We start from the raw sequence: 24,389 nt of genomic DNA, 5'->3' as shown, positions 1-24,389 counted from the left end.
AGTAATAAAGAACGTAACATCAGAGTGATGAAAAATATAAATAAATTAGTATCTGTATTAATTATAGTGCTTTTTACAGTATTTACTGTAAGCGGACAAGGTGTTTCTACTAAGACTGCCAGCATTAAAATTGACAATTCCACTCAGTCGGAAGAGGTGGTGGATTTACCAGAGATTGTATGGATAAATCCCAAGCTGGAGTATACCAATAGCGCAGAGAATAAAATTACTTTTAAAGCAAAAGTGAGTTCGGAAAGCGGATTCTCAAAGGTATCTATGATTGCGCTTAGAAAGGAAGATAATGGTAAACTCGGTAGTAAGGATTATTCCATTGAGGAGGGGCAAACAGAATTAAATATCACACAGGATTTTTTCTTGCCAGATGGAGACATCATGTTCAAAATAACAGCAACAAGTGCAAAAGGAGGTACGGTTAGTAGTTCTCGTAATGTACTTGTTGGTATGGACGCTATAAAGGATGCAGTTGCAATAGATAGAAAAGATTATGCTGTAGTTTTTGCCACAGATAAATATGACAACTGGGGAGATTTGGTGAATCCCGTAAATGATGGAAAAACCATAGCTGAAGAACTTAGGAAAAAATATGGTTTCGAAGTAGAGGTAGTTGAAAACCCTACGCAAAATGATGTTTTTGAAAAAATACTGGAATACAATAGAAAGGAATATAAGCCGCAGGATCAGCTGATGATTTTCTTTGCCGGTCACGGCCAGTTCGATGAAGATTTTGGTGAAGGTTATATAGTAGCAAAGAACTCATTAGCTAATGATAAGTCAAAAACCTCTTACATATCTCATGCACGCCTGAGGTCAGTAGTGAATAACATCCCTTGCGAACATATATTTTTAGCGATGGATGTGTGTTTCGGTGGTACTTTTGATCCTAGAATTGCTTCTAGCAGGGCAGCATTTGAGGCAGATGACAGGGAATTGCTGGCTAGAAAGCTTTCCTATAAAACCAGAAGGTATTTAACTTCAGGTGGAAAAGAATATGTTTCTGATGGTGTTCCAGGTGAGCATTCACCTTTTGCTAAGAAGCTTTTAGAAGCCTTGAGAAGTTATGGTGGCTCAGATCGAATTCTTACATTAACAGAGTTATATACTTATCTGGAAAGGTTGAAGCCAACGCCTCGTTCAGGTGAATTCGGTGATAATGAATCATTAAGTGACTTTGTATTTGTTGCTCAGGAATTCTGATTAAAAATTAATATTTGACTAGAAAAGCAGTGGGTAACCGCTGCTTTTTTTATTTTCAATGTTATTTAAGTATTAAATAATAATTGTATTTAACTGACGGTAAGTGAGTTGCTTAAAATTTATTTATTTCACTAATCCCAATTTCTTAACATATCGAAATATTTTATAAATTGATTGAGTTAAGTAACCCATCAAACTACGATACATGGCAGCAGCTAAGAAAGTTAAGAAGATATTCGTATTAGATACTTCAGTTATAATTTACTCTCACGATTCAGTTTTAAATTTTGCGGAGCACGATGTAGCCATTCCAATTACAGTGCTCGAGGAATTGGATCAGTTCAAGAAAGGAAATGACACCAAGAACTTTGAGGCAAGAGAATTCATCAGGTTTATTGATAAACTTGCAAAGGGGCAGTCATTAAGCGATTGGATACCGCTCAATGGAAAGACCAAGGGAAATGTGAAAGTGCTGATGCCAAGTGGAGATCCTTTCGATACGGATAATATTTTTCTGGAAGATATTCCTGACCATAAAATCTTGGGAAGTGCCCTACAGTTACAAAAGGAGGAGAAAAACAGACCTGTTATTCTGGTAACCAAGGATATAAATCTACGGTTAAAAGCCAAGAGCTGTGGCTTGAGTGCTGAGGATTATGAAACAGGAAAGATTAAGGATGTTTCCGACTTACATTCTGGAAAGAAGCAGATTGAAAGCGTTACTACCGAAACGGTTGATGAGCTTTACGACAAATATCATTGTAGTGTAAAGCAGGTATTAGGGAAGCAGAAACCTGTAAATAATACTTTCTTTATTCTTAAAAGTGATAAAAACTCTGCTTTAGGCTTTTATAATGCTGTTACCAATCAGATTGATAAAGTAGAAAAGAGATCCGCTTATGGCATAAAACCAAAAAATGCAGAACAAGCATTTGCTATCCATGCCTTAATGAACCCTGATATAAAACTTATTACTATTCAAGGTGTAGCGGGTACAGGCAAGACCTTAATTGCCTTAGCTTCAGCACTAGAGCAAAGAAAAGAATTCAAACAAATATACCTGGCACGTCCAATTGTTCCACTTTCTAATAAAGATATTGGATACTTACCAGGTGATATTAAGAGCAAGTTGAACCCTTATATGGAGCCGCTTTGGGATAACCTGAAGTTTATTCAGCATCAATATCAGGAGCATGAGCGAGAGTTTTTGAATATTACCGATATGGTCAATAAAGAGAAACTCATGATACAGCCACTTGCCTATATAAGAGGAAGAAGTTTGTCAAATATCTACTTCATTGTAGATGAGGCGCAGAACCTGACTCCTCATGAAGTGAAAACCATTATTACCAGGGCAGGGGAAAACACTAAGATTGTTTTCACAGGAGATATTAACCAGATTGATACGCCTTATCTCGATTCACAATCCAATGGCTTATCCTATTTGATTGATAAGGTGAAAGGACATGAACTCTATGCACACATTACCTTGGAAAAAGGTGAGCGTTCTGAGTTAGCGAACTTAGCAAATGATGTATTGTAGTAAAATTTTTGAGTGATCGCATGACTTGAAGTCATACGATCACTTTAGAATTATATTTATGATTCTGCCAACTTGCTAAGGTCTGCCGAAGCCTCTCTCAGTTTTTCTTGCAAATCGTTTAAATCCATTTTCTCCATGGATTTTGCATCTATAACGGTATTAAGTTGTCCATTAACTAGGCTGAATACTGCCGGTAAATCTTTCTTGGTTTGATACTTTTCCAGCCACTCATCTTTATGCAAAAATTCCATAGGTATATCAATAGTCTCCTTAAAACTTACCCATTCCTGCCTTACCTTAAAGATGCCGTGTGTTAAATCACACAACTTACAAGGGTAGGTAGCAGGGGAAACTATTTTATGTAAAATATCCAGATAGCCATTCCATTTTTTGGAGTTGGCGTTATATACAAAAATCAACTTTGGATCATCCATTACTTATTAATTTAATAGCCGATTTGAATAGCTTATTTTTCCCACCAACCTTTACTGTTGATATTGTCACCACCTATTCTGTTTACTGCTTCCTGGTAGTTTTCCGCATTAGTAGCTTGCTCAGATTCAGGGTATAGATACCTTACCGGATACAGACCGTTATTAACAGCATCTGGCCCTGCCTTAATTTGAGGAATAGCTGTTCTACGAATATTAAACCATGCTTCATGGCCAATATTGATGAGGCTTAACCATTTTTGGGTCATGATTTTTGTAAGATCATGGGTTCCGTCTAAGGTTATGGCTTCTCTGCTGAAATAATCAGCCGGTACATCAACACCATAATATTCGAAACTTGCTCTTACACCTGCTTCATAATATTGCTGTACACTTCCTGAGGTAATAAAGCCTTTTTGACGGGCTTCTGCCAAAGCAAATTGTACTTCAGCATATTGCATAAATTGAGCATCCACTCCATCAGGAACATCCCTAAAAATTGCACCGAAAACGGAAAGATCATCTATACCTAACCCCTGGCTTGAAACGGTCTCATTAGTTTGTCCATTTTGTATTCCTCTATAATAGACGGTGTCATTAGCAAGACCATTTGCAACGGGTTTGTATAGAACACTTACACGTGGATCATTCCATAGTGACAATACTGAGTCTACTGTTTTAGACATTACGTGTTCAACGAGCCCACCCACTGATGATAAATAAAATGGAAATTGATTGGGTGCTGCCGCTAAATAGGGAACCGCTGCATTGTCATCATTCGACTGCATAAGCTTTCCAGCGCTTGCAAGAGTTTCTATTTCAGAATAGTCAGAAAGGCGTTTGCTTATCCTCAAAAGAAAGCGCAAACGCAAGGAGTTTGCAAAGCGTACCCACTTATCCAGGTCATTATTAAACATCACATCTCCTCTAATACTCTGATTGGTATTTTCCAGAATTTCCGAGGCCTTCTTTAGTCTTACCAGAATACCATTCTCGCTATCAGTATAAATACTTTCCTGGCTGTCGTATTTTGGTTTATCAATACCCTCAGCCAACTTATGTGACTCGCTGTATGGCACATCATTCCAAAGATCAGTAAGTTGTGAATAAAAGAAGCAGCTCATAATTTCACCCACGGCCTGATAAGCCTCATTGCTTCCCGGAGCATTTTTCATTGACTCAACATCTGTAAGTAGGCCATTTAACGTTTCCCAATAGGTTGAATTTGAGCCGATAATGTATCGGTCCAGAAAACCAAAGTCTATCGCAGCAGCAAAGTGAGCAAAGTAGTTTGCCCGGTCAAATCCCTGATCATATGTGTTCTCATCTATAGCAACAGAGATAATGTTTGACAGTAGAAACTCCGGTTCAACGTTCTCAGGAGCATTCGGATTCTGATTAAGTTCTTCAAAATCATCTGTACAGCCAACAATAAAGCTAAATAGTAGGGCTATACTGAATATGGTTTTATATAATCTCATTTTTTTATCTCTTAAAATTGCGTTTTAATACTAAAGCCAAAGCTTCTTGTGGAAGGGTAAGACATGTCATCTACACCATAAACAATAGCTCTGCCTTGCGAGGCATTTAGTTCCGGATCAACATGCGGATTCTCTGTAATTAATAACAAGTTGTTGCCAATGAAACCTAAGCGAATATTCTGGAAACCAATCCGCTTACTAAAAGCTTTGTTAAGTGTATAATAAAGGCTCAGTTGCCTCAATTTAATATAAGAAGCATCATATAGTGAGCTTTCCTCATTTCCTCGGGAATAAAACTGGTTATTATAGTTGTAGGCAGAAATATTCGTGGTGTTTTCAACATAGTTTGGAGACTCTTCAGTACCAATATTAACCACACCATCGCCAACAATTCCGTTTTCTCGCCCTACAAGTGTTTCTTTCAAAACACCGGAAGTACTACCCAGGGCTTTTGTTCTTGAAGCGAATACACCGCCTTTTCTCCAATCTATCAAAGCGCTGAGAATGATTCCTTTATAATTAAATTCATTATTAAGACCCATCGAAAAGTTAGGATTGTAATTGCCGAGAAGTCTTAAGTTAGGGTCTGTTACAGGAAGGCCATTTTGATCGTAAACTATTCGTCCATCAACTTTTTTGAACCCTGTACCATACATATCGCCAACTCTTCCACCTTCTTTAGCTATATAGAAAATAGAGTTTGCTCCACCAGATCCACCAAAGAAATCTGCTCTTCCGGTAATAAATTGTTCTACACCTTCAGGAAGTTCAATAACAGTACTTCTATAGGTTGAATAATTTGTGCTTACTTTCCATTTAAAGCTTGGTTTATCTATTACCAAAGCACTTAATGAAGCTTCAAGGCCTCTGGTTCTTACTTTGCCACCATTTTCAAGTTTATTTGAATAGCCAGTAGTAAGTGAAATAGGACGGGCTATAATTTGATCTATACTTGTGTTTTCATATATACCCAAATCTGCCTGCAATCTGTTATTTAAGAACCAAAGTTCAACACCTGCTTCATAAGCATTAAGCCTTTCAGGTTTCAGGTTGCTATTTTTGAGTGTGTTCTGGTTAGTTACCCTTAAATATTCACCATAATTTTGGTTGAAGGTATAAGTGTTTCTTAGTTGATAAGGATCTGTATCATTACCGGCACTGGCAGCGCTTAATCTGAGCTTTAAATAGTTGATACTTTCGGGAAGCTCAAACATATTAGTAAGTATGTAGCTTAGACCTGCAGAATAATAGGCAAATGAATTGTTTTCCTGTGGTAATGTACTACTCCAGTCATTTCTCAAGGTAAAATCGAAGTAGAGCGCATTTCTGAAAGCAACATTTCCGATTCCATATACACTGTTAATTCGTTTTTCAAAAAGCTCATTATTCCCTACTAGTGGTGCTTTGGAATTAGCTAATGTATAAATGTTAGGTAATGAAAGTTGCGAGGCTTCTGTGTACTTATACGCTATGCTTTGATTGAACCTGTTAGAACCAACGGAAACGCCATATTTGAAATCTTCATTCAGTCTGTCATTATAGGATAGGAGAAAATCAGTGTTAATTTCTTTATAAACTACATTGTCTTCTCTGTAACTACCTGTAGGATTTGCATTTGTGCTGAGCGCTCTTTTAAATGCACGTCTATCATTATAAATGTCAACTCCGGTTCTTACACTAAGGCTAAGTTTCTCTGTGAAATCATAATTAGCCGAAGCATTTCCCAACACTCTGTCTTTATTGAAACTATTAGTATTTTCATAAAGCGTGAAATATGGATTGTTTACCCAGGCATAATTATAATTGAATTGTTCTCGTCCTTCCTGACCTGCTTGCCAGTAATCTTTAAGCGACTCAATATTTGTCTGACGTTGCAACCAATTAAAGCCATACATCACATTTTCATAGCCATAGCCCAGGTTTGGTCTATTGCTACTACGGCTATTTATATAGTTTACAAAACTATTCACACTAAGCTTATTTGTTAATCGCTGGTCAAGACTAATGGCAAGTCCATCTCTTGATAGGTCGGTGTTAGGTAGGATGCCTTCGTTTCTTAAGTTGCTATAAGCTAGCCTGATTTTACCGTTGTCGCCACTAGAGTTTACAGCTATGTTGTGTTGAGAGGTAACACCTGTTTCAAAGAAATTACGGATGTTATCCGGCCTGGCCACCCAAGGTGTTGGTTCTATAGGTGCAAGTGATCCATCTGGCAACCTTCTGGCAATCACATCACCACCTCTTACAGGATTTCCGTTTGCATCGGTAGATGGTCCATCAAACTGACTAATAAGTGATCCATCTAATTTAGGGCCATAGCTAAATATACCCGGGGTACCGTCAAGTGCACCTAAGCCGGTATTAAAACTAAAATCACCAATACCACCTCCATATTCATTCTGATATTCAGGTAAGGTGAGTAAGGTTTCAAAAGTAATGGCGCTGCTGGTTGTAACACCAATTCCCTGTTGTTTAGTGCCTCTTTTAGTAGTGATTAAAACTACGCCATTGGCTGCTCTTGATCCGTATAAGGCAGCTGATCCTGCACCTTTTAATATAGAGATCGATTCAATATCATCAGGATTTATTTCTGCTCCACCATTCCCATAGTCAACTTCCTGTAATGAGCCATTATTAACCAGGTCACTTGTGATCTGTTCGTTACTAATAGGTACACCATCTACTACAAAAAGAGGTTGGTTGGTGCCTGTAAGTGAGTTTTCACCACGAATGATAATACGTGAAGAAGAGCCTACTCCAGACGATCCGTTAGTTATTTGTACACCAGCAACCTGACCTGCCAAACTATTTACCATATTGGTCATAGGCACATCCGTTAATTGTCTTTTATCAATTTCTGCTATAGAAGATGCAAGTGACTGTTTTTCTCTTTCAATACCTAGCGCAGTAACAACCACTTCATCAAGGTTCATGAGGTCAGTCTCTAAAATTATATTGTCAGGAACTCTGCCATCATTTATTGCTATTTCCTTTTTTACATAGCCTACCGATTGTACAACTAATGTAAAATCTTTAGCGGTAGTTTTGAGCTGAAAACTTCCATCTGCCGCGCTTACAGCATAGTTATTGGTGCCTTTTTCATTGATGGTAGCACCGGGTATACCGCCACCATTGGTATCGGTAACAGTTGCCTTATAGCTATTTTGATTTTGTGCCTGTACCTGCCAGAGGCTAATGGTTAAGCAAATAATCAGTAGGTAGATTTTTTTCATCTTTTATTTGTTAGTGGTTGTTTTTTCTTGTTGTTCTTTCATATCGTAATGCTTGGTAAAGAATTCATCGCACCATAGGCAGACGTTTTTCAATTCTTTGGCTCGCTGGCGGGCATAAGCTTCGGATATCCCGATTGATTCACCGATTTGATAAATATTGCCGGCATTTAGTTTTTTCATAACCTCATGTTTGCTCATGCGCTCAACAATATCAGCTACCTTCTCTTTTCTTGCATCACCCATTGGTGTCACTGTTCCCGGGCAACATGGATTAACTTTCCATAGCTGGATGGAAAGTTCCTGTGTAATGTCATCATTCTTTTTGTCGATGAAACCTATGGCGCCTGAGTGAATGGCGCAAAAGTTATGCGTGCCATCTTTTTTCCATATATCATGCTCCAGTGCTCTTCCCCTTGCCCAGTTTCCTCCAAGCCACATATCTTCAGTAGCTCCGAAAAAACCGTAGGTAAGCTGAGGCGCTTCAATCTTTGTATTGTCAGATCTTTTAGTTTTTGGCTGGCCTTCTCTTAGTTTTACTCTCTGGCTTTCAAATAATGCTGCTAAAACTTCTTTTCTTTCGCCCTGCTTTTTATGATACCTGTCTATACTGGCTATAGAAAAATGATCAACGCCTAAATGGATAAGCTCTCCTAATATTTTAGGGTTTAGTAAATCACCATTAAACTGCAGTGCTACCTGTAATTTGCCATCATACTTTTTCTCAACAGCTTCCAGAATAGCATAAAGTATCTTTTTCTCTGCAAGCGGTTCACCGCCACTCAGAATAAGCTTATTGAGGTTATCCGGTAAATTATTCACAATTGCCAGGCATTCTTCCTCCGATATTCTTGTGCCTTTGGGGCCAGAACTGTTATAACAGTGGATGCATTGGTCATTGCACAATTGCGTAAAGGCCCAGTAGATTTGATCGTAGTTATTGAAGTTTGGTTTTTCCATCATATCAATATTCAGTGATTATTAGAATGCTCCTTTCAACAAGTGCCTTGCGTTCGTTCAGGGAAAGTTGAAGTGGCAACTGAGCAACCCCTAAGATTCTTCTCAGCATTTCCACAGCCATGAATTTCATCATGAGCATATCATTAAGGGGGGCGTCTTTTTTATAAATGTTGATGGCTTTTTGAATGAACTCTTTGGGTTGTTCTGCCATGTATAAATGAGCCAAACAAACACCTAATTCAAATTCAGCAGGCCCAAAAAAGCAGAATTCAGGATCAATAATTTTAATTCCATTTGCTGTTTTTAACCAACTGCCCGGAAAATAATCACCATGTAACAGTTGTGCCCCATCTTCAAGGTATTGCTGCCCAAGTGACTTTACTGCTTCTTTTAACTTGCTATTATTAGTTGCCAGGTTTGATACTTCAGCTAAACCGGGCATGATGTCATCGAGGTTTAGCCCGTTATCCTTTTCGAAAGGCAGCACGAATATATGCTCATGGTTGAGTGCGCGCATTTCCCTATTGGTTATAGTTTCTTTGCAGTTCTGCTTATTGAAGTTTTTATGCAAGTGCGCTATAAAGGCAATCAGTTCTTCGAGTTCATTTTCTTTTAACTGAACATCCTTTTTGTATAAAGCAGTATAGTCACTCCCTTCACCAAGGTCTTCCATCATCATGATATGAGATTCACGATCCAGTTGAAGTACGCTAGGTGTTCTATCTCTTAGGAAAGCATCATCCTTTATGAAATCATAAAACCTGGCTTCTTCCAATACCCTTTGTTCAGGGGCAGCTATTTGCGGATATTTTTCAACAAAATCTCTACTTTGCTTTAGTATAAAACTTTTGCCGCTGTTTAATTTACACCTTAGAGTGAAGTTCATGTTGCCTTCTCCTGGTACTTCTAATACTGTCACTTCTTCATCCGAAGAAATCCAGTTGTTCGACTTTAAGAAATTATTTATGAGTTCAGTGTCTTTCTGTAGGTGCATATTTATTTGGTTAAAGATTCAATTAATGCCTGATGATACCCATCTGCCACATCAAAGCAGTATTTCACTTTGTAAAGGCCTTCATCGCCACAAAGCAGGTAATTCTTGAATTGCTGATTAGGATTTTCAGGTATCTGGTCATTGAGGTGTAGTTCAAGTTTGGCTGATAGCATTTCACTTTTTATAAGCTCAGGAGCAATGAGGTAATGACTCGCCAACACATCGAATGGATTAAAGCCTTGAGCGCCCTGTTCAAGCCACTGGTTCAGCCACGCCTCTGAGTGATTTGCCAGCCACTGGTTGGCTGAATCACTCTTTGCAAGTTTTTGTAAATCTTCATCAGTAATCCACACTTTGCTACTTATTTCAAAAGGGCAGAGTGTTACAGGAATGCCTGCCTGAAACATTACTTCAAAAGCCAGATTATCTAAATCGAAATTGAGATCAGGAGCTCTGTTGCCTTTTGAACCTATGTTGAAATAATCGGTTGGCTTTCTTCTTCCTGCCACAAGAACCACTTCCTCAATATTTTTGGCAAGCTCAGGATTCTTTAGTAGCACTATGGCTACGTTAGTCGCAGGACCAATGGCTAAAATTTTAAGCCTGTTATTTTTAAGCTTTTCGGCCAGAGCGAGAGTGGCTTCGTTATGCTCCACTTTTTGCGGATCAAGCGCAGCCTCTGCTCCTTTAAAATAGGGTATTTCGTAGGTAGCGTATTTATCGCATATATCAGCAGCAATTTCATAAGCATTCTCTATACTGGTATTCCCAAATACAGTACTTATTCCTGATATAGTTATTTGATCATTCTTTAGAAGCTGTAATACTGCGTAGCCATCGTCAACATCGCAATAACCCGGTTTGTGTGTTCTTTTTTTACCAACTGCTAAATCAGTATCTATCCAAATATTTTGTTTTTGTTCATTCATAGTATGCTGTTATAGCTGTTCTGTTTTTTCATTTTTTAAGCCCTCCCAGAAATGTAGTTCACTTTGCACTCCCGTTTGTGGATCATTTATGAACTCATCTCTTGAGTTATAAACCTGAAGTCTTCCTTTCTTCATAAAGCCTATCTGATCACCCATGAGAATAGCTTCTTTTAAATCATGTGTTACAAGCAGAGAAGTGATTTGGAATTTATCTGCCATGTCCTTGAACAAGTGTTGCATTCTTTGACGTGTGCCACTGTCCAGGCTTCCAAAGGGTTCGTCAAGTAAAAGAATTGAAGGGTTGATGATAATGGCTCTGCCAAAAGACACTCGTTGTCGTTGTCCTCCTGATAATTCATGAGGCATCCTTTGCGCTTGCTTCTCCAGTTCAAGAAAGAGAAGCATTTCATTCACTTTTCTGTTGATGTCTGCTTCATTTTCCTTCCTTATTCTTAAGCCAAAAGCAATATTTTCAAACACATTAAGGTGTGGGAAAAGTAAATCCTCCTGATATAGATAGACTATGCCTCTCTTTTCCGGAGAAAGATCAGAAATATCTTTTCCGGCCATTTTAATGCTACCATTGTCAGGCTTTGTTAAACCCGCAATAATTTTAAGCATAGTGGTTTTTCCACAGCCTGATTTACCTAAAATGCTGAGCGTTTTGTTAGCTTCCAGCTGAAGGCTAAGGTCCTTGATAACCTCTTCATTTCCGTAGGATTTGCTTATTTTTTCAATTTCCAGATGCATTAGCTCATTCTGTTAAATACAAATCTTTTGTTTAAGTAAAGTAATATGACAGGAGGCATAATCAGCAGGCAGCTGCTGAGTGCTCCGTAGAAAAAATTGGCCTCTTTTATATAAAGAAATACTTTGATGGTCAATGTTTGCACTTTGCCAAGACCAATGATTGCGGTAAGCCCGTATTCAAACCATGAGATAAGGAAAGTCTGAAAAAAACAGACTAGGAGTAAGCCCTTTGCTAATGGTAGAAGCACTTTTACAAAACTTACAATTTTATTACCACCTAGGGTGGCGACCAGATTTTCTATATTCCTATTTTTCTCGTTCCAAAAACTTCCGAAAAATATTAGGGCATATGGCAGACTTATAATCAGTTGTGCAATTATGACTCCTCCCATATTTCCAAATAGGTTTACTTTCATAAAGAAAAAGCTCAGGCAGGCTCCAAATACTACCGGGCTAAGTATATAAGGGAAATAACTGATTAAAATAAGGCTGTTTTTTTGCTTGTGGTAAGCAACAATTCTACTCAGTATAAAGCCACCAAAAGTAGCAATAGACGCCACTGTAAGCGCAATAAGAATAGAATTCATTAATGCCGTAAAAAGCCCTACCTCTGATTGTGTGATTGCTTTCCAATTATCAAATCCAAAATTAGAAGGAATGATCTGAGGGAACGCCCAACCAGAAGACATAGAAAGCAGCAGAAGGTATATAAAAGGAAATAATACCAGTACAATCAGAATTGTGACAAAAAAGGGTTTCCAGCTTTTAACCATGTATCACTTTATTTTTTTGAGATCTGAAAATGAAAAAAGTAATTAGGCTCACAACTGAAGTATATATGACAGCCATGGTATAACCTTCCGGAATTTTGTTGAGGTCAAACTGTCTTAGCTCCTGTAATATCAATACTGATAACATCTGTGGAGATTCCTGCCCTAAAATAAGTGGGACTTCATAAGCGCCCAGCAGAAATATAAAATAGAGGAGAACAACTGTCTGAGACTTCTTTAGCAAAATTGGTAGGCTAACTTTTAATGTAGCAAGTTTAGGGTTTGCACCTAAAGAGATTGCCACTCTTTCCAGCGCTTCAAGGTTCTCATTCTTATAAAGATTTAGATAGAACAATATGAAAAATGGTGCTAATAGACTGATGAAGGTCAGGATGATACCGAAGGCAAATTGATCGTTTATAAGATCAGGAAAGGAAGCTGCTTCAGTAATGATACCAAGTTGATAACTTAGCCTTGAAAAGAAACCTGTTCGAGCAAATAACTGATATGTAAAGAATGCGGATACAATACCCGGAATAGCCAAGGGCATGTAAAGCATAAAATTGATAAAGGGCTTGTTTAGCGCTTTTTTCAGGTATAAAACAGTAAATAGTGATAAGCCAACGGAAAATATTACCGATACAGCTGCAATAAGCGCGCTATATAGAAAACTATAGCCAAGCTGCGGAGCGGACAATACTGTAAGCCAATACGCTATTGTGAAGCCGTCATTTAATATTCCCACGAGCCCAAAACTGTATAATAGGGCATAAAGGAATGCTATCGCAAATGGCATTATGATGACTCCAAAAAAGAGTAGAATTCCTATGTTACCTCTATTTTTCAATAACATGGGTTCTGAAATCTTCATATAATTTTAACATATACTCAGGGGCTGGCTCCTTGATGGCGTGAGTGCGTAATTCATCAAGAGAAGGGCCATATTGCCGAGTAGTAATCGTTTGGAATTTCTTCTGCCATTCTTCAGGGAGCTTATCCATATCCAATACGGTATTTGCATTCGCACCACCCGGGTCAGCCTTTTTAAGTTGAGCTTCAGGTGATAAGAGGAAATTTATCACTGTTAAGGCTCCGGCAATATTCTTTGCATTATAGGTAATACCCAGATAATTAGAATTTAGGACGGTACCATTTTTCCAAGCATAACCACGTGTAGTTTTGGGGAATAAACCTTGTATCACTTTTTCTTCAATTCCACCTTCGGCAAATCCGTAAGATAATAGGAGCTCGCCTGAGGCAAACATCTGATCCATACGGCTGTGTTCTTTAGGGAATGTGCTTCCTTCTTTCCAGAAATATTGCTTGTTTTCATTGATCCATTGCCAAAGTTGATTCGACAGTGTATCATATTTTTGCTGGTCGAAGCTACCATCCAAACTATTGGGACTTCCGCCAAGCTCAGCCAGAAAGGCCTTAAGAAGTGTCATGCCTGAAAAATCATTTGAAATAGTGAAGGTTCCGGGATTAGCTTTCACGAAAGCTGTAAGCGCTGTAAGATTTTTCGGAGGGTTAGCAACTTTGGCACTATCATACACGAAGGCAAACTGGCTAATACCCCATGGTGCTTCCATGTTATTGATGTTTTGCTGAAAATCAATGCTGATAAATGGATCATCAAAATCGATGTACTCTGCATTAGGAAGCTGTTGAACAAAAGGACCATACAGGCCTTCAATTTTTCTTAATTGGAAAAAGGTTTCACCATTTATCCAAACCATATCAATTTGGCCCTGGTCGCTTGCTGCCTGTTTTTCATTCATAAGCAATTGAACTATTTCAGGCCCCTGACCACTACTGATCTTCAGGTCAATCTTATACTTTTCTTTTAAAGCAGGAATCACATAGTTATTAATATAATTGTTCATAACTGGGCTTCCCTGCCACATCATAAAGTTTACTTCAGTATTTTCTGATGATGCTTCAATTTTCTCCCATGAGGCTTCCTTCCAATTTGTTTGTTGCTTTTCCTCTTTTTGAGAACAGTTTATTAGCGCAACAAGCATGAATGAGAAGAAAAAGCCATTAATAGCCTTTTTCGCTTTCATTTAAGCTGTTTTAAGTAAGTTTAATATTTTTCTACCTGCGGATTAAGCGTAGAAGAATGGTGGTGGACGGAGGGTATAGCCGGCTCTAAAGCCAGAAAGTAGGTGTTTACCTTTTTTGTTATTGAATGAAGGTGTGCTAACTATTAAAATAGATCTTAATACAGATTGTATCGATTTAAGAGCTATTTGCTGGCGTTGAGCTTTAATAAATAGTAGAAGATCATGAAATGTGTTGAAATCACGCTCTTTTGTAGTTTCTAGCACTGTGGCATTTTCACCCAAGTGTTGATTAAGAGCCTGGTAAAGTAAAGGTTGTTGCCACGGTAGTTTTTGAAAACTAGCTTTATCGAAATTTCTTTTATGTATACCAATTAAATAAGCACCACCTCTATAGTTAGGTCCTAAAACAGAATGACCTTGCTGCAAACTTTCAAAAAGCTCATTCCAATTGATGTTATGCCAATTTAAACTGTCATTGCCTATCGCAATTACAGAACTAAATCCTTTTTCATATAAGGCTTCGAAAGCATTGCTTAGCTTCTCACCAAAGTGATTGCCACATTGTAGGTGCTCATCAAAATGATAAAAGCTTTGTTGCGTTTTCTTGAGTTGATTTAAAGCATTTTGAATTAGTAAACTAGCAACAGAGTGATTGAGGTGATTATTTTTTGACCACTGCTTATGATCCGCCTCAGAATTGGCAGTTCTACTAAAAAAAAGTATGGCAGTCTTATTATTCAATTGCTCAGTTTACTAATGGTTGTCTACTTACGATGCTTTTATTGACGCGGATTTTTTATTATTCACTTAATTGAACTTTTTTATCATCTAAATGACTTTAAGGTATAGCTTTTTGTTTTCTAAATAATAGTCAAAACTGATTTTCTTTGTGTGAAAGTAATTCGGATGACATTTTGGTCGTCAAGAAAAAAAATGTTGAACATTGTGTAAGTGATAATGGAAGCTTGTTCAACAAACTTGCAATTTTGAAAAAAATAACCTTTTATTAAAGATAAAAACAATAAGTAAGTGTAATAAGCTTTATCTTTAGGAATCATTAAAACAATAGTACATGCATTCAGCAGAAAGAATCAATACCAATAACTTCTTTCCCGTTTTAAAGAAAAGGGTAGATGAATATTTTAAATCGAATAACATCAATACCTGGGGAAATAGTAGATTATATACAAAGGCAACTATTTTGTTGGTTGCGTTTGCTTCATTGTACACAGCCATAGTTTTTATTTCTATGCCTGCCTGGTTATCAATTGTGCTTTGTGCGCTTTTTGGTTTAAACCTTGCAGCAATCGGTTTCAATGTGATGCATGATGGCGCACATGGGAGCTTCTCAAATAACAAACATGTTAATTATATGATGGGATTAACGCTCAACCTTATGGGTGGCGTTGTTTTCATTTGGAAAAATAAGCACAACAAAAATCACCATTCCTTTACTAACATTGAAGGAATGGATGACGATATCAATATTGGGCCATTTATACGTGTAAGCACACATCAAAAGAAAAGATGGTATCATAAATATCAGCATATTTATGCTTATCCACTTTATGCTACTTCATACTCATTCTGGGTGTTTTTTCAAGATTTCAAAAAGTACTTTACAGGAAAAGTAGCTGATACAGAATTGGCAAAAATGAGTTTTAAGGAGCATTTGATCTTTTGGTTAACAAAGCTGGCTTATATTACCACCTTTTTTATCCTTCCAATTTTAATGAAAGGTCTAATTGCTACGCTTGTAGGCTATTTGGTTGTAACAGCTATTACGGGTTATACCATTGGCGTTGTGTTTCAATTGGCACACGTAGTGGAAGAAACAGATTTCCATGATGTACCTGTTAAAGGTGAGCGAATCATTCCTACTGAATGGGCCATTCACCAAATAAGAACTACAGCTAATTTTGGCACCAAGAGTAAAGTTCTGAATTGGTACACTGGTGGATTGAATTTTCAGGTAGAGCATCACTTATTCCCTAAAATAAGCCATGTGCATTATCCTGCTATCAATAAATTGGTTAAGGAAACCTGTGAGCAATTTAACGTGGCTTATAATGAGTTTCCTACAATGATTGCAGCAATGAAATCACATACCAAGCATTTAAAGATGATAGGTAGTATTGCCTAGAGAGCATCTTATTTAGATATTTGAAGCCCAAATAACGAAAGTTGTTTGGGCTTTTTTGTGGCGAGATATTCAGAAAATTGATGCTATAAGAAGTGTTCTTCCAAACAATAATTTTTTTGTTTGCTTCATTTAATTTCAAGTTTAACATCATCAATAAATAGTTCTATGTCATCCTGAGTTGGGTTAGCAGTAGCACCAATTTGAAAGCGTTCATAATACAAAGGTACTTGAAGCTCAAAATCAATTCCATTTTTAGCAAACTCAGCTCTGAATAAATCCGCATTTGGCATATTCATCCCACTTTCGGAAATAACTTCCTGACCATTTATGTAAAGTTTGTTCATGCCATTATTATCGGATGATAATGCTAACTCCCATACAACATTAACCCATACATTTCTTGGAAAGGCAACTGCTGATTGCACAATAGTTGAGCCTAATATTTTACCTCGTTCAATCGATAAGAAATCATTTTCTTTCATCATCAGCCTAATGCCGGGACATTGATTATCAGGCACCTCAGGATCCCAGCATGAGCAGCACTCCAGGTCAATTAATAATAGGTTTTCAATATTGGCAGTTGATGCGATATAAAAGTTAGCGGTTATTTTTATGGTTGAGCCTTCTGGTGCGCTAAATCCGCCTTTTTCTATATCTGCTTTAGACAAAATATTATTTGAAGCCTCGGCATAAATTCGAAGGGAGCTACTTCCTGCTAGTACAGTTGAACTTTCTAAGTTAATTTCATTATTCCCGTTGTCTGGGTCAACCTGCTGAATGTTGGTCCACCTGCTATCATCATTTGGGAATAATTCGGAAAGCTCATTTCCAGAAGTTTCAAACCCATCTTCAAAGGTGTAGTTCACCTCATCTTCATCCACAGTGGTAGAAGGATCATTCTCTGCGCAAGCTGTGCATAGTAGTGCCAGTATTAATAGTCTTTTCACCATTTCTAAGTTTAATAAAGTATCTATTTCTTTAATAATCTCAACTCTTGAGGACTTGAATTGGGGATTCTCTCAATAATAGCCCGGGCCTCTAAATCCAGCTTGACTGTTACCAAATACCAGGTGACTTTTCCATCAAAAGCTTCATTCAGTTCTTGATTGGCTAATACGGTTAACTGCTTAAAGGTAATGCTTTCATTTTTTGAAAGTGTAGCTATGATAAATTCCTTCACAAGCTCATACTTTCTTTTCGAGATATTCACTCCTTGTTTCCCTTCAGGATGAAGTGTCATGATCTTCTCTTTCATAGCGCTCTGGTTTAATTAATAACAGTATTAAGTAAGCGGTAAATAAACCTATAATTGAAAAAGCAATATCATAAGGATCATAAATATTTTCACCTCCTAAATTATGGATTTTCATTTCCTGAAGGATGACATAAACAGCCGCAAGTAGCGTGGCTATTAAGTATGTTGCATTTGATGGAAAATGAAATAAGAATTTAACCTTAGCTTTTGAGTATAACATAATACCGCAAACAACAAAAGTACCTACAATTGCTTCGGCAAAATTGGGAAATGAATAAAGGAAAATGGTCAAATATTCGTTGTCAAAACTATTGATAATTGACTTTCGAGATGCTTTCAATACCATAAACAAGAATATCACGACAAACTGAATTCGTATTAACTTACGGATATACTGGTCAAGCATTTTTAGAAATAATCTACTAATTATTGTTTATTTAATTTAATGATAAATGCTGATCGGGATACATTATTAACTAGAATTAATTAATTTAGGTACATATGTATAAAAAATACTAGCAGTTTAATATGAAACCTATACACGCTTTTTTTATTTATCTGTGTCTTATTCTACTTTCTTGCCAAGAAGAAGATGGAGTTGAGCCTGATGCAAGAGAACCATTTATTGGTACATATCAAATTGATAATTTGACTGGAAGCATATTTCAAGGTGACTTTTCTGTGTCGAGTAATCCAGAAATCGAAGTGAGTTTAGAGTCTTTATTAGATGAGGATGAAGTCTTTCTAGATATTGAGCCTCTTGCTGAGGCTATTATTGAAGAGTTAACATTTTTTCAGTTTAATACCAGGGATATTATTAGGGCTCAAATAAGTAGGGATGAGCAAATCGCTATCTTAAGTGGTAGCCTTTTTAAACTACAAGATGTTGAGTTTATTACGATTTATACCTCTGCTCTTAATGATAATGATATACTGACCTGTGAGTTGAATTTAAGCGGTGAGTTCAACGAATCTAGTATAAGCTTTGACTATGATTTTCAGATTATTGGACAAAATTTTTCCTACTATGCTGAAGGAACTGCTTCAGGTACTAAAATTGATTAAATAATTAATTAAACTGATTTTTGGGTAGACTTATAGGAATTTAAAAAAGCCAGACAGAGTCTGGCTTTCTCACTAAATAGCTGCTTTAATTTAAAGCAGGGTTGTAGGACATTTGTATGCTGTTACCGGTATTGTCGTATTCAGAATTTCTTTAAAACCTCCTTGTATATCGGTAAAGTCATTCCAGCCTCTTGCTTTTAAAAGGGAAGCTGCTAACATGCTTCTGTAGCCACCTGCGCAATACATGATGAATGGTTTATCTTTTGGGAATTGTGACAGGTGCTCATTGATTTGATTTAAAGGTATATTGACAGCATCTACCACATGCTCTGAATCAAATTCACTCTTTTTACGGATGTCAATGATAAGGGGCTTTTCAGAATATTTGCCGGCAAGTTCTTCAGCATCCATTCTTTTAACTGTTTCAATCTCTTTGCCGGCTCTGCGCCAGCTTTCAAATCCTCCTTTTAGGTAGCCGATGGTATAGTCAAAACCTACACGAGATAACCTGATCATGGCTTCCTCTTCTTTACCTTCATCACACACAAGTAAAAGTTGCTGCTTAATGTCAGGAATCATTTCACCAACCCACATGGCAAAATTGCCATCGAGGCCTATGTTGATGCTATTTGGAATGAAACCTTTGGCGAAATCATTAGCATTCCGAGTATCTAGAACCAAAGCGCCAGTTTCGTTAGCAGCTGCCTCAAAAGCTTCCGAACTTAAAGGAGTTTTTGCGCTGTCCATCACCTTATCCAAACTTTCATAACCTTGAATGTTCATGAGGACATTCTTAGGGAAGTAAGCTGGAGGTGTTGTTAAGCCATCAAGTACTTTATTTATAAATTCCTCTTTACTCATTGGTTGTAGCGCATAGTTGGTGGCTTTTTGGTGACCCAAAGTATCAGTAGTTTCCTTACTCATCATTTTACCACAGGCACTACCTGCACCATGATTCGGGTAAACAATTAATTTATCATCCAGCGGAAGAATTTTATTATGCAATGAATCGTATAAATGACCTGCCAGCTTCTTTTCTGTTAAATCTTCAACCACATGCTGCGCTAAATCAGGACGACCCACATCGCCAATAAATAAAGTGTCACCCGTGATGATGCCATGGTCATTGCCGTTTTCATCAATTAATAAATAAGTAGTGCTTTCCATGGTGTGGCCAGGTGTATGCAATACTTTTATCTTGTAATTACCTAAAGTGAAAAGGTCATTATCGGCAGCTACTATAGCGTTAAAAGCTGGTTTGGCTGTTGGACCATATACGATTTTTGCTCCTGTTTTTTCTGCTAAATCTAAATGACCGCTTACAAAATCAGCATGGAAGTGGGTTTCAAATACATATTTGATTTTGGCCTTGTCTCTTTCGGCTCTGTCTATGTAAGGCTGCACTTCACGAAGCGGATCAAAAATGACTGCTTCTCCATTGTTTTCAACATAGTAGGCGGCATGTGCTAAGCATCCGGTATAAATTTGTTCTATCTTCATCATGGCTCTGAATTTTAATATGTACACTATATTACGTATTGATTTTCAGAGGTTTGTGACTTTTGTTACCTAATTGTGGATGCCATGATAACTCTCAGCTGAAAGACTGATTTTTGTCATTTATTTGGGAGATTTGAGAAACAGAAACAGTTGATTAGTAGTGTGTTGAGAGAATTGTGTTAAGGTTTGGCAGTCTTCTTTCTTCTCATAAGTGGTAAGAATCTACCTTTAGGAAAGCTCTCTACTTTGTCAAAAGTAGTGAAGCCATGATGCTGGTAAAAGGCTTCAGCATGAGGGTCGGCTTCAACTATTATCTCCTTATTGCTATTAACACAATGCTCAATAGTTGCCTCAAGCAGTTTGCCGCCAAAGCCTTTTCCAATATGAGTAGGGAGTAGCCATAGGTGCAGTATTTCATAGTTGTCATTATTTTCTATAAGGGAAGAGAAGCCAATGATGGTATCATCAACCTCAAGCACTAAAACATGCTCATTGATCAGGTTTTCAGTAGTGAGTGTAAGTTCATCATGCCAATGCTGCATCCATGCTTCAGGATAACCCCAGTAAGCCTTAGCCGCTACACTGATAGTGTTTAGTGTAGTTAAATCTTCTTCTTGGGCTATTCTGAAATTCATTTGAGGGCTGTGGTATTATTTATTGAAAGCTTGTTATGAAAGGGGTGAGTAAATGGGGTTTATGTTCTGCTCTTTATTATTATCCTTTCAATTTTTGAATTTCTTTTTAAGTGTCTACGGAAGATTATTATTTGATAAGTTATAGCTAAAATTGACAAAGCTAAGATACCTGGCCTGTCGAAATTCACTAAGAACTTTCTAATCAATTGGTAAAAGCTCTTAAGATATGGAGTTTTATAATATATTGATTCTGGTATTAAAGTAGGCCAATAGAAAAAAAGTGCTAATGAAATTGAGATTATCATTAAAAGATTGATTAACAGTCTTTTTTTGTACTTATACTTTATTTCTAAACTAATACTTTCTTTAACCTTAAACTGTTTAGTGAGAGAATTGAAAATTTCGTCCCTGCTTTCTTGATTTTTAAATTTTATGATTTCAGAATCTTGATTAGTCAGTTTGATATTTATTATACAGTTATTTATTCCTCTTTCAATTGAATTAAAGTAATCAAGTTTTATCCCTTTTAATTCTTTTGGAATGGTCTTATTATTCTCTATGGCTTCAATCAAGCTTTGAACTTTTTTACTAGAATATGAGCCAAATAGCAAGGCACGTTTAGTTAACAGAAAAAACTGCTTTAAATTCTTAGATTCAAAAACCCAGTATTTCATATTTTTGATAGGAATAATGTCTAACTAAGCACAGTCAGTCCAGCTTTTCAAATAGCTCAAATTTATTTTATCCAGACTTCCTTTTTAAATACCTAAGTAAGCCGATTGGGCTTGGCACCTGTTAGGACCTTTTCTTTATCTAAAAACTCCAACTTTTCAGGTTGAGGTTTTTATTATCGAAATTATCATAACAGTTGGGGGAATCACTATCAGGGAATGGTATAGGAGTTTTACTTGTAGGTAATATCTTGCTTTAGTTTTAAACACAGCCCATTTGCTGAGTTCAAAATATTCAGCATGTTCGGATCTAAAAATTTTATAATCTATGTGTTCATGATTCGGGTAATTCTCCAGTATGTCTTGATACTGTTTACTTAGTTCTTTGCATATAGTAACTTTTTGTCCCTCGTCTGGTTTTACAAGGGTTTTTTCGATTCTTAACTTGTCATAAATGGCAGAGACTTTTAAAGCGCAATCTTGAAAGTTCATTGCTTTTATTTTAAAATCCTGGGCCGCTTCCATTTGGCTAAAAGCTAGTAATAATATCGAGAGAGTCGTTGATCCGAAAGCTATCAAATTGGAGCTTATTTCCGTTCCGCCAGTAACTCTATAGACAGACAACAGACCTAGAATTATTAGATAGGCAGATAGAAAAGCTATTGCCTTGTTTGATAGATCGTTTTGTGTTAGAAGTCTTTTACTTGCTTTAAATCGCGTTCCTTTCGTTGACCAAAGCTTATAGTTTAGTTCCTCAAGAAAGGTCTTGTTGAGGTGATCTTTGTAAGTTGGAAATTTTTTAATTTCAGTCGATTCTTCCATATGCTAAGAGTTAATAAAAACAATTTATCATAGTATTCAAACCTTTTAACTGCAGTGAATTTGTCACCTCCTGTCTCCCAAAGTTATTTGTATCATCTTCTATTTCCTCTTTCATAAAAAATGGGATGACTTTATAAATCAAAGGTTCAATTTTTCAATTAAGAAATCTAAGCGTCATTAGACGATTATATTAACAATACTTATCACTAGATAAGTCCCATAAATGGAAGTCATCCCGTTGCAATGTAATTATATCCTTCATCTCGTTCTAATCTTCTTATTTGTTTCTTCAAATACTTTCTAAACAAATTTTCAATCTCTTGATCAGAGGGATTTGATTCTGGAGCTATATTGCCTCTCTTAACTAAAAGTCCTCTTTTCTTCCTTACTGTATCTATTTCATCATAATTAGATAGATAAGTGTAATCATTATGTACAATTGAATGCCAGGCCCGAACTAGTTTTTTTAATTCGCTCGGAGCTTCATGATCGAAAGAAGGAAGCGATTCAAAAAATGAACTTATAATCTTATCCAATTTAAAAAGTAGACTTAAATCGTTCATTTCAGAAAAATAGAATAGCCATCCGTAATTCTTCTTTGATGATACGATTCCTGTAATTGTCTCATTTAGCTCCTCAATAAAGACTGTTTTAAATCGCTCTTGATCTTGCAGCCAATTTGGCCTCAGTTCGTGGTTTTTGATTCTAGCTCTATACCAAGTGAATTTACCGGCAATTCTTCTTATGAAACTCTCAATATTTTTTTCAGCAACTGATACTTTATTTTCTTTGATTTTATAGCTCAAAAAGTTGAAGCCAGTTTTTAGTGACCCTTTTGCTGTTTTACGGTGATTGAGGGATAATTTCAAATTATCAAGAGCAATTTCAATGTTTCTATATCTAAAATCTGATATGTGAGTAGCACTGAGTATCACAATATCATCGACATATCTCCTATAGAAGTATTTCCTTTTTTCAAGAGCGTCATCCAATTCTCCTAGGTAGATCTGAGCTAGTATGTTTGAAATAGATAATCCCTGCGGAACTCCTAATTCAGTTTCAAAACTTGAATATTGATTCCTAGATGTATTAAGTGGAACAGTGGGGTTATTGATTGCTTTTTTAATCAAATTAATGAGACGAGAGTCTAGCTCCTTTTCTTCTAATATTCTAATCAATATATCTCGATTAATGCGATCATAAAATTTCTCAATATCTAACTTCAGGAAGGCAGAATTTTCATTTTCACTGACATAATCTTTAATTTCTCTTATGTAAGCGTTTGGCTTCTTCCGATTGACTTTTTCTTCGAAAAAATTATGGAGCGTTTCCTTAAGCGCAAAAAGAACAATTCGGTCACGTACAGTAGGTATTGAAATAACTCTTGGTATTTTATTACGCCCTTTCAGTTTAAGCAACTCAAGATAGGGGCTGAATTCAAAGTCACCATCTAAAATCTTCCTACTTGCAATAGCTATTTTTCCAAAGGCATCATTTTTGAAATTCCTACCATCTAATTTATCGATTCCTTTGGTCTGTGTGTTTTCGAACTTATCGTTGTAAACTTGATAGAGGTAGGTTACTTCAAAGAATGATTTAAAATTCATTATCGATTAGTTTTTTTCTACCCATTATTAGTCCCAACACCCGAAAATAGCAAGCAAAAGTTGTTATATCCGGCTCATTTTTTTGAATAACCGATTGTAAGCGTTTATTGTCGTTTAGAAGAGAGGCTTTGTATCGGTTTTGGTGAAACATATTTTTAAACTACACATTTTGGCTATATGAAGCAAGGTGGAGTTTTAGAAAAATGAGAAGCTTGCCTTTCATGGCTCTCTCGACTTCAGTCGAGATACGACACGATCACAATCACCAGAAGTACGTTGAACATAGCTTAATGCCCCAAAGTTTCTATTGCTACTTGTCGGT

Annotated in this window: 23 protein-coding genes; 4 read left to right on the top strand and 19 right to left on the bottom strand. The window is 36.7% G+C overall.

Going from position 1 to position 24,389, the window contains the following annotated elements:
- Nucleotides 1–27 precede the first annotated feature (27 nt).
- Complete coding sequence (locus tag JKP34_RS14845) at nt 28–1,215, top strand: caspase family protein (RefSeq protein WP_201923210.1); 1,188 nt, start codon at nt 28–30, stop codon at nt 1,213–1,215.
- Between the two features lie 205 nt (nt 1,216–1,420).
- A complete protein-coding gene (locus JKP34_RS14840) occupies nt 1,421–2,758 on the top strand; it encodes a PhoH family protein (RefSeq protein WP_201923209.1) in 1,338 nt (445 codons plus the stop codon).
- Nucleotides 2,759–2,814: 56 nt separating this feature from the next.
- Here JKP34_RS14840 and JKP34_RS14835 read toward each other — a convergent pair whose 3' ends face one another.
- Genes JKP34_RS14835 through JKP34_RS14785 form a run of 11 tightly spaced genes read right to left on the bottom strand, consistent with a single transcriptional unit; the run spans nt 2,815 to nt 15,110 of the window.
- Nucleotides 2,815–3,192 (bottom strand): hypothetical protein, encoded by a 378-nt coding sequence (locus tag JKP34_RS14835; protein WP_201923207.1) that lies wholly within the window; start codon nt 3,190–3,192, stop codon nt 2,815–2,817.
- 32 nt (nt 3,193–3,224) lie between these two features.
- On the bottom strand, nt 3,225–4,670 hold the full coding sequence (locus JKP34_RS14830) for a SusD/RagB family nutrient-binding outer membrane lipoprotein (RefSeq protein WP_201923205.1): 1,446 nt from the start codon (nt 4,668–4,670) through the stop codon (nt 3,225–3,227).
- A gap of 11 nt (nt 4,671–4,681) precedes the next feature.
- Entirely contained in the window at nt 4,682–7,903 is a 3,222-nt protein-coding gene (locus JKP34_RS14825; protein WP_201923203.1) for a SusC/RagA family TonB-linked outer membrane protein, read from the bottom strand.
- A gap of 3 nt (nt 7,904–7,906) precedes the next feature.
- Nucleotides 7,907–8,860: a radical SAM protein gene (locus JKP34_RS14820; RefSeq protein WP_201923961.1), complete on the bottom strand. Its 954-nt coding sequence runs from the start codon at nt 8,858–8,860 to the stop codon at nt 7,907–7,909.
- 4 nt (nt 8,861–8,864) lie between these two features.
- A complete protein-coding gene (locus JKP34_RS14815) occupies nt 8,865–9,854 on the bottom strand; it encodes a phosphotransferase (protein ID WP_201923200.1) in 990 nt (329 codons plus the stop codon).
- Nucleotides 9,855–9,856: 2 nt separating this feature from the next.
- A complete protein-coding gene (locus JKP34_RS14810) occupies nt 9,857–10,783 on the bottom strand; it encodes a nucleoside hydrolase (protein WP_201923198.1) in 927 nt (308 codons plus the stop codon).
- Between the two features lie 9 nt (nt 10,784–10,792).
- A complete protein-coding gene (locus JKP34_RS14805; protein ID WP_201923195.1) occupies nt 10,793–11,533 on the bottom strand; it encodes an ABC transporter ATP-binding protein in 741 nt (246 codons plus the stop codon).
- Nucleotides 11,533–12,306: an ABC transporter permease gene (locus JKP34_RS14800; RefSeq protein ID WP_201923194.1), complete on the bottom strand. Its 774-nt coding sequence runs from the start codon at nt 12,304–12,306 to the stop codon at nt 11,533–11,535. Before JKP34_RS14800 ends, JKP34_RS14805 begins: the two co-directional genes overlap by 1 nt.
- Nucleotides 12,299–13,174, bottom strand: coding sequence for an ABC transporter permease subunit (locus tag JKP34_RS14795; protein ID WP_236665018.1), 876 nt, complete (start codon nt 13,172–13,174; stop codon nt 12,299–12,301). Before JKP34_RS14795 ends, JKP34_RS14800 begins: the two co-directional genes overlap by 8 nt.
- Nucleotides 13,140–14,369 (bottom strand): ABC transporter substrate-binding protein, encoded by a 1,230-nt coding sequence (locus JKP34_RS14790; protein WP_236665017.1) that lies wholly within the window; start codon nt 14,367–14,369, stop codon nt 13,140–13,142. The genes JKP34_RS14795 and JKP34_RS14790 overlap by 35 nt, the downstream gene beginning before the upstream one ends.
- A 42-nt stretch (nt 14,370–14,411) precedes the next feature.
- Nucleotides 14,412–15,110, bottom strand: a complete 699-nt coding sequence (locus JKP34_RS14785) for a DUF2064 domain-containing protein (protein ID WP_201923192.1) — start codon at nt 15,108–15,110, stop codon at nt 14,412–14,414.
- A gap of 331 nt (nt 15,111–15,441) precedes the next feature.
- Between JKP34_RS14785 and JKP34_RS14780 the strand changes: the two genes are divergently transcribed.
- On the top strand, nt 15,442–16,512 hold the full coding sequence (locus tag JKP34_RS14780) for a fatty acid desaturase family protein (RefSeq protein ID WP_201923190.1): 1,071 nt from the start codon (nt 15,442–15,444) through the stop codon (nt 16,510–16,512).
- A 125-nt stretch (nt 16,513–16,637) separates the two neighbouring features.
- Here the strand turns inward: JKP34_RS14780 and JKP34_RS14775 are convergent, their stop codons facing one another.
- The 3 genes from JKP34_RS14775 to JKP34_RS14765 are packed head-to-tail and all read right to left on the bottom strand — an operon-like array spanning nt 16,638 to nt 18,173.
- Nucleotides 16,638–17,459 carry a heparin lyase I family protein gene (locus JKP34_RS14775; RefSeq protein ID WP_201923188.1) on the bottom strand — a complete coding sequence of 274 codons (822 nt, stop codon included), beginning with the start codon at nt 17,457–17,459 and terminating at the stop codon, nt 16,638–16,640.
- 23 nt (nt 17,460–17,482) lie between these two features.
- Nucleotides 17,483–17,767, bottom strand: a complete 285-nt coding sequence (locus JKP34_RS14770; protein WP_201923187.1) for a DUF6958 family protein — start codon at nt 17,765–17,767, stop codon at nt 17,483–17,485.
- Nucleotides 17,736–18,173 (bottom strand): hypothetical protein, encoded by a 438-nt coding sequence (locus JKP34_RS14765; protein ID WP_201923185.1) that lies wholly within the window; start codon nt 18,171–18,173, stop codon nt 17,736–17,738. The genes JKP34_RS14770 and JKP34_RS14765 overlap by 32 nt, the downstream gene beginning before the upstream one ends.
- 122 nt (nt 18,174–18,295) lie before the next feature.
- Here JKP34_RS14765 and JKP34_RS14760 point away from each other — a divergent pair, with 122 nt between their 5' ends.
- Nucleotides 18,296–18,832 carry a hypothetical protein gene (locus JKP34_RS14760; protein ID WP_201923183.1) on the top strand — a complete coding sequence of 179 codons (537 nt, stop codon included), beginning with the start codon at nt 18,296–18,298 and terminating at the stop codon, nt 18,830–18,832.
- Between the two features lie 90 nt (nt 18,833–18,922).
- Here the strand turns inward: JKP34_RS14760 and JKP34_RS14755 are convergent, their stop codons facing one another.
- The 5 genes from JKP34_RS14755 to JKP34_RS14735 form a co-directional block, all read right to left on the bottom strand.
- A complete protein-coding gene (locus JKP34_RS14755; protein ID WP_201923954.1) occupies nt 18,923–20,332 on the bottom strand; it encodes an MBL fold metallo-hydrolase in 1,410 nt (469 codons plus the stop codon).
- A 179-nt stretch (nt 20,333–20,511) separates the two neighbouring features.
- Nucleotides 20,512–20,967: a GNAT family N-acetyltransferase gene (locus JKP34_RS14750; protein ID WP_201923181.1), complete on the bottom strand. Its 456-nt coding sequence runs from the start codon at nt 20,965–20,967 to the stop codon at nt 20,512–20,514.
- A gap of 59 nt (nt 20,968–21,026) precedes the next feature.
- Nucleotides 21,027–21,539 (bottom strand): hypothetical protein, encoded by a 513-nt coding sequence (locus JKP34_RS14745; RefSeq protein ID WP_201923178.1) that lies wholly within the window; start codon nt 21,537–21,539, stop codon nt 21,027–21,029.
- Between the two features lie 258 nt (nt 21,540–21,797).
- On the bottom strand, nt 21,798–22,460 hold the full coding sequence (locus JKP34_RS14740) for an SLATT domain-containing protein (protein WP_201923175.1): 663 nt from the start codon (nt 22,458–22,460) through the stop codon (nt 21,798–21,800).
- Between the two features lie 230 nt (nt 22,461–22,690).
- Nucleotides 22,691–24,067, bottom strand: coding sequence for a reverse transcriptase/maturase family protein (locus JKP34_RS14735; RefSeq protein ID WP_201923173.1), 1,377 nt, complete (start codon nt 24,065–24,067; stop codon nt 22,691–22,693).
- Between the last annotated feature and the right edge of the window lie 322 nt (nt 24,068–24,389).

Source organism: Marivirga atlantica (assembly GCF_016734805.1).
Lineage (GTDB): Bacteria > Bacteroidota > Bacteroidia > Cytophagales > Cyclobacteriaceae > Marivirga > Marivirga atlantica.
This window is presented reverse-complemented; position numbering and strand designations above follow the sequence as displayed.

What these genes read in the sequence shown, in the direction of transcription:
- JKP34_RS14760 (WP_201923183.1), top strand. Translation starts at nt 18,296, where the DNA reads ATGAAACCTATACACGCTTTTTTTATTTATCTGTGTCTTATTCTACTT.
- JKP34_RS14820 (WP_201923961.1), bottom strand. Translation starts at nt 8,860, where the DNA reads ATGGAAAAACCAAACTTCAATAACTACGATCAAATCTACTGGGCCTTT.
- JKP34_RS14780 (WP_201923190.1), top strand. Translation starts at nt 15,442, where the DNA reads ATGCATTCAGCAGAAAGAATCAATACCAATAACTTCTTTCCCGTTTTA.
- JKP34_RS14755 (WP_201923954.1), bottom strand. Translation starts at nt 20,332, where the DNA reads ATGAAGATAGAACAAATTTATACCGGATGCTTAGCACATGCCGCCTAC.
- JKP34_RS14840 (WP_201923209.1), top strand. Translation starts at nt 1,421, where the DNA reads ATGGCAGCAGCTAAGAAAGTTAAGAAGATATTCGTATTAGATACTTCA.
- JKP34_RS14830 (WP_201923205.1), bottom strand. Translation starts at nt 4,670, where the DNA reads ATGAGATTATATAAAACCATATTCAGTATAGCCCTACTATTTAGCTTT.
- JKP34_RS14845 (WP_201923210.1), top strand. Translation starts at nt 28, where the DNA reads ATGAAAAATATAAATAAATTAGTATCTGTATTAATTATAGTGCTTTTT.
- JKP34_RS14770 (WP_201923187.1), bottom strand. Translation starts at nt 17,767, where the DNA reads ATGAAAGAGAAGATCATGACACTTCATCCTGAAGGGAAACAAGGAGTG.
- JKP34_RS14805 (WP_201923195.1), bottom strand. Translation starts at nt 11,533, where the DNA reads ATGCATCTGGAAATTGAAAAAATAAGCAAATCCTACGGAAATGAAGAG.
- JKP34_RS14765 (WP_201923185.1), bottom strand. Translation starts at nt 18,173, where the DNA reads ATGCTTGACCAGTATATCCGTAAGTTAATACGAATTCAGTTTGTCGTG.
- JKP34_RS14795 (WP_236665018.1), bottom strand. Translation starts at nt 13,174, where the DNA reads ATGAAGATTTCAGAACCCATGTTATTGAAAAATAGAGGTAACATAGGA.
- JKP34_RS14740 (WP_201923175.1), bottom strand. Translation starts at nt 22,460, where the DNA reads ATGGAAGAATCGACTGAAATTAAAAAATTTCCAACTTACAAAGATCAC.
- JKP34_RS14825 (WP_201923203.1), bottom strand. Translation starts at nt 7,903, where the DNA reads ATGAAAAAAATCTACCTACTGATTATTTGCTTAACCATTAGCCTCTGG.
- JKP34_RS14810 (WP_201923198.1), bottom strand. Translation starts at nt 10,783, where the DNA reads ATGAATGAACAAAAACAAAATATTTGGATAGATACTGATTTAGCAGTT.
- JKP34_RS14835 (WP_201923207.1), bottom strand. Translation starts at nt 3,192, where the DNA reads ATGGATGATCCAAAGTTGATTTTTGTATATAACGCCAACTCCAAAAAA.
- JKP34_RS14800 (WP_201923194.1), bottom strand. Translation starts at nt 12,306, where the DNA reads ATGGTTAAAAGCTGGAAACCCTTTTTTGTCACAATTCTGATTGTACTG.
- JKP34_RS14815 (WP_201923200.1), bottom strand. Translation starts at nt 9,854, where the DNA reads ATGCACCTACAGAAAGACACTGAACTCATAAATAATTTCTTAAAGTCG.
- JKP34_RS14735 (WP_201923173.1), bottom strand. Translation starts at nt 24,067, where the DNA reads ATGAATTTTAAATCATTCTTTGAAGTAACCTACCTCTATCAAGTTTAC.
- JKP34_RS14790 (WP_236665017.1), bottom strand. Translation starts at nt 14,369, where the DNA reads ATGAAAGCGAAAAAGGCTATTAATGGCTTTTTCTTCTCATTCATGCTT.
- JKP34_RS14750 (WP_201923181.1), bottom strand. Translation starts at nt 20,967, where the DNA reads ATGAATTTCAGAATAGCCCAAGAAGAAGATTTAACTACACTAAACACT.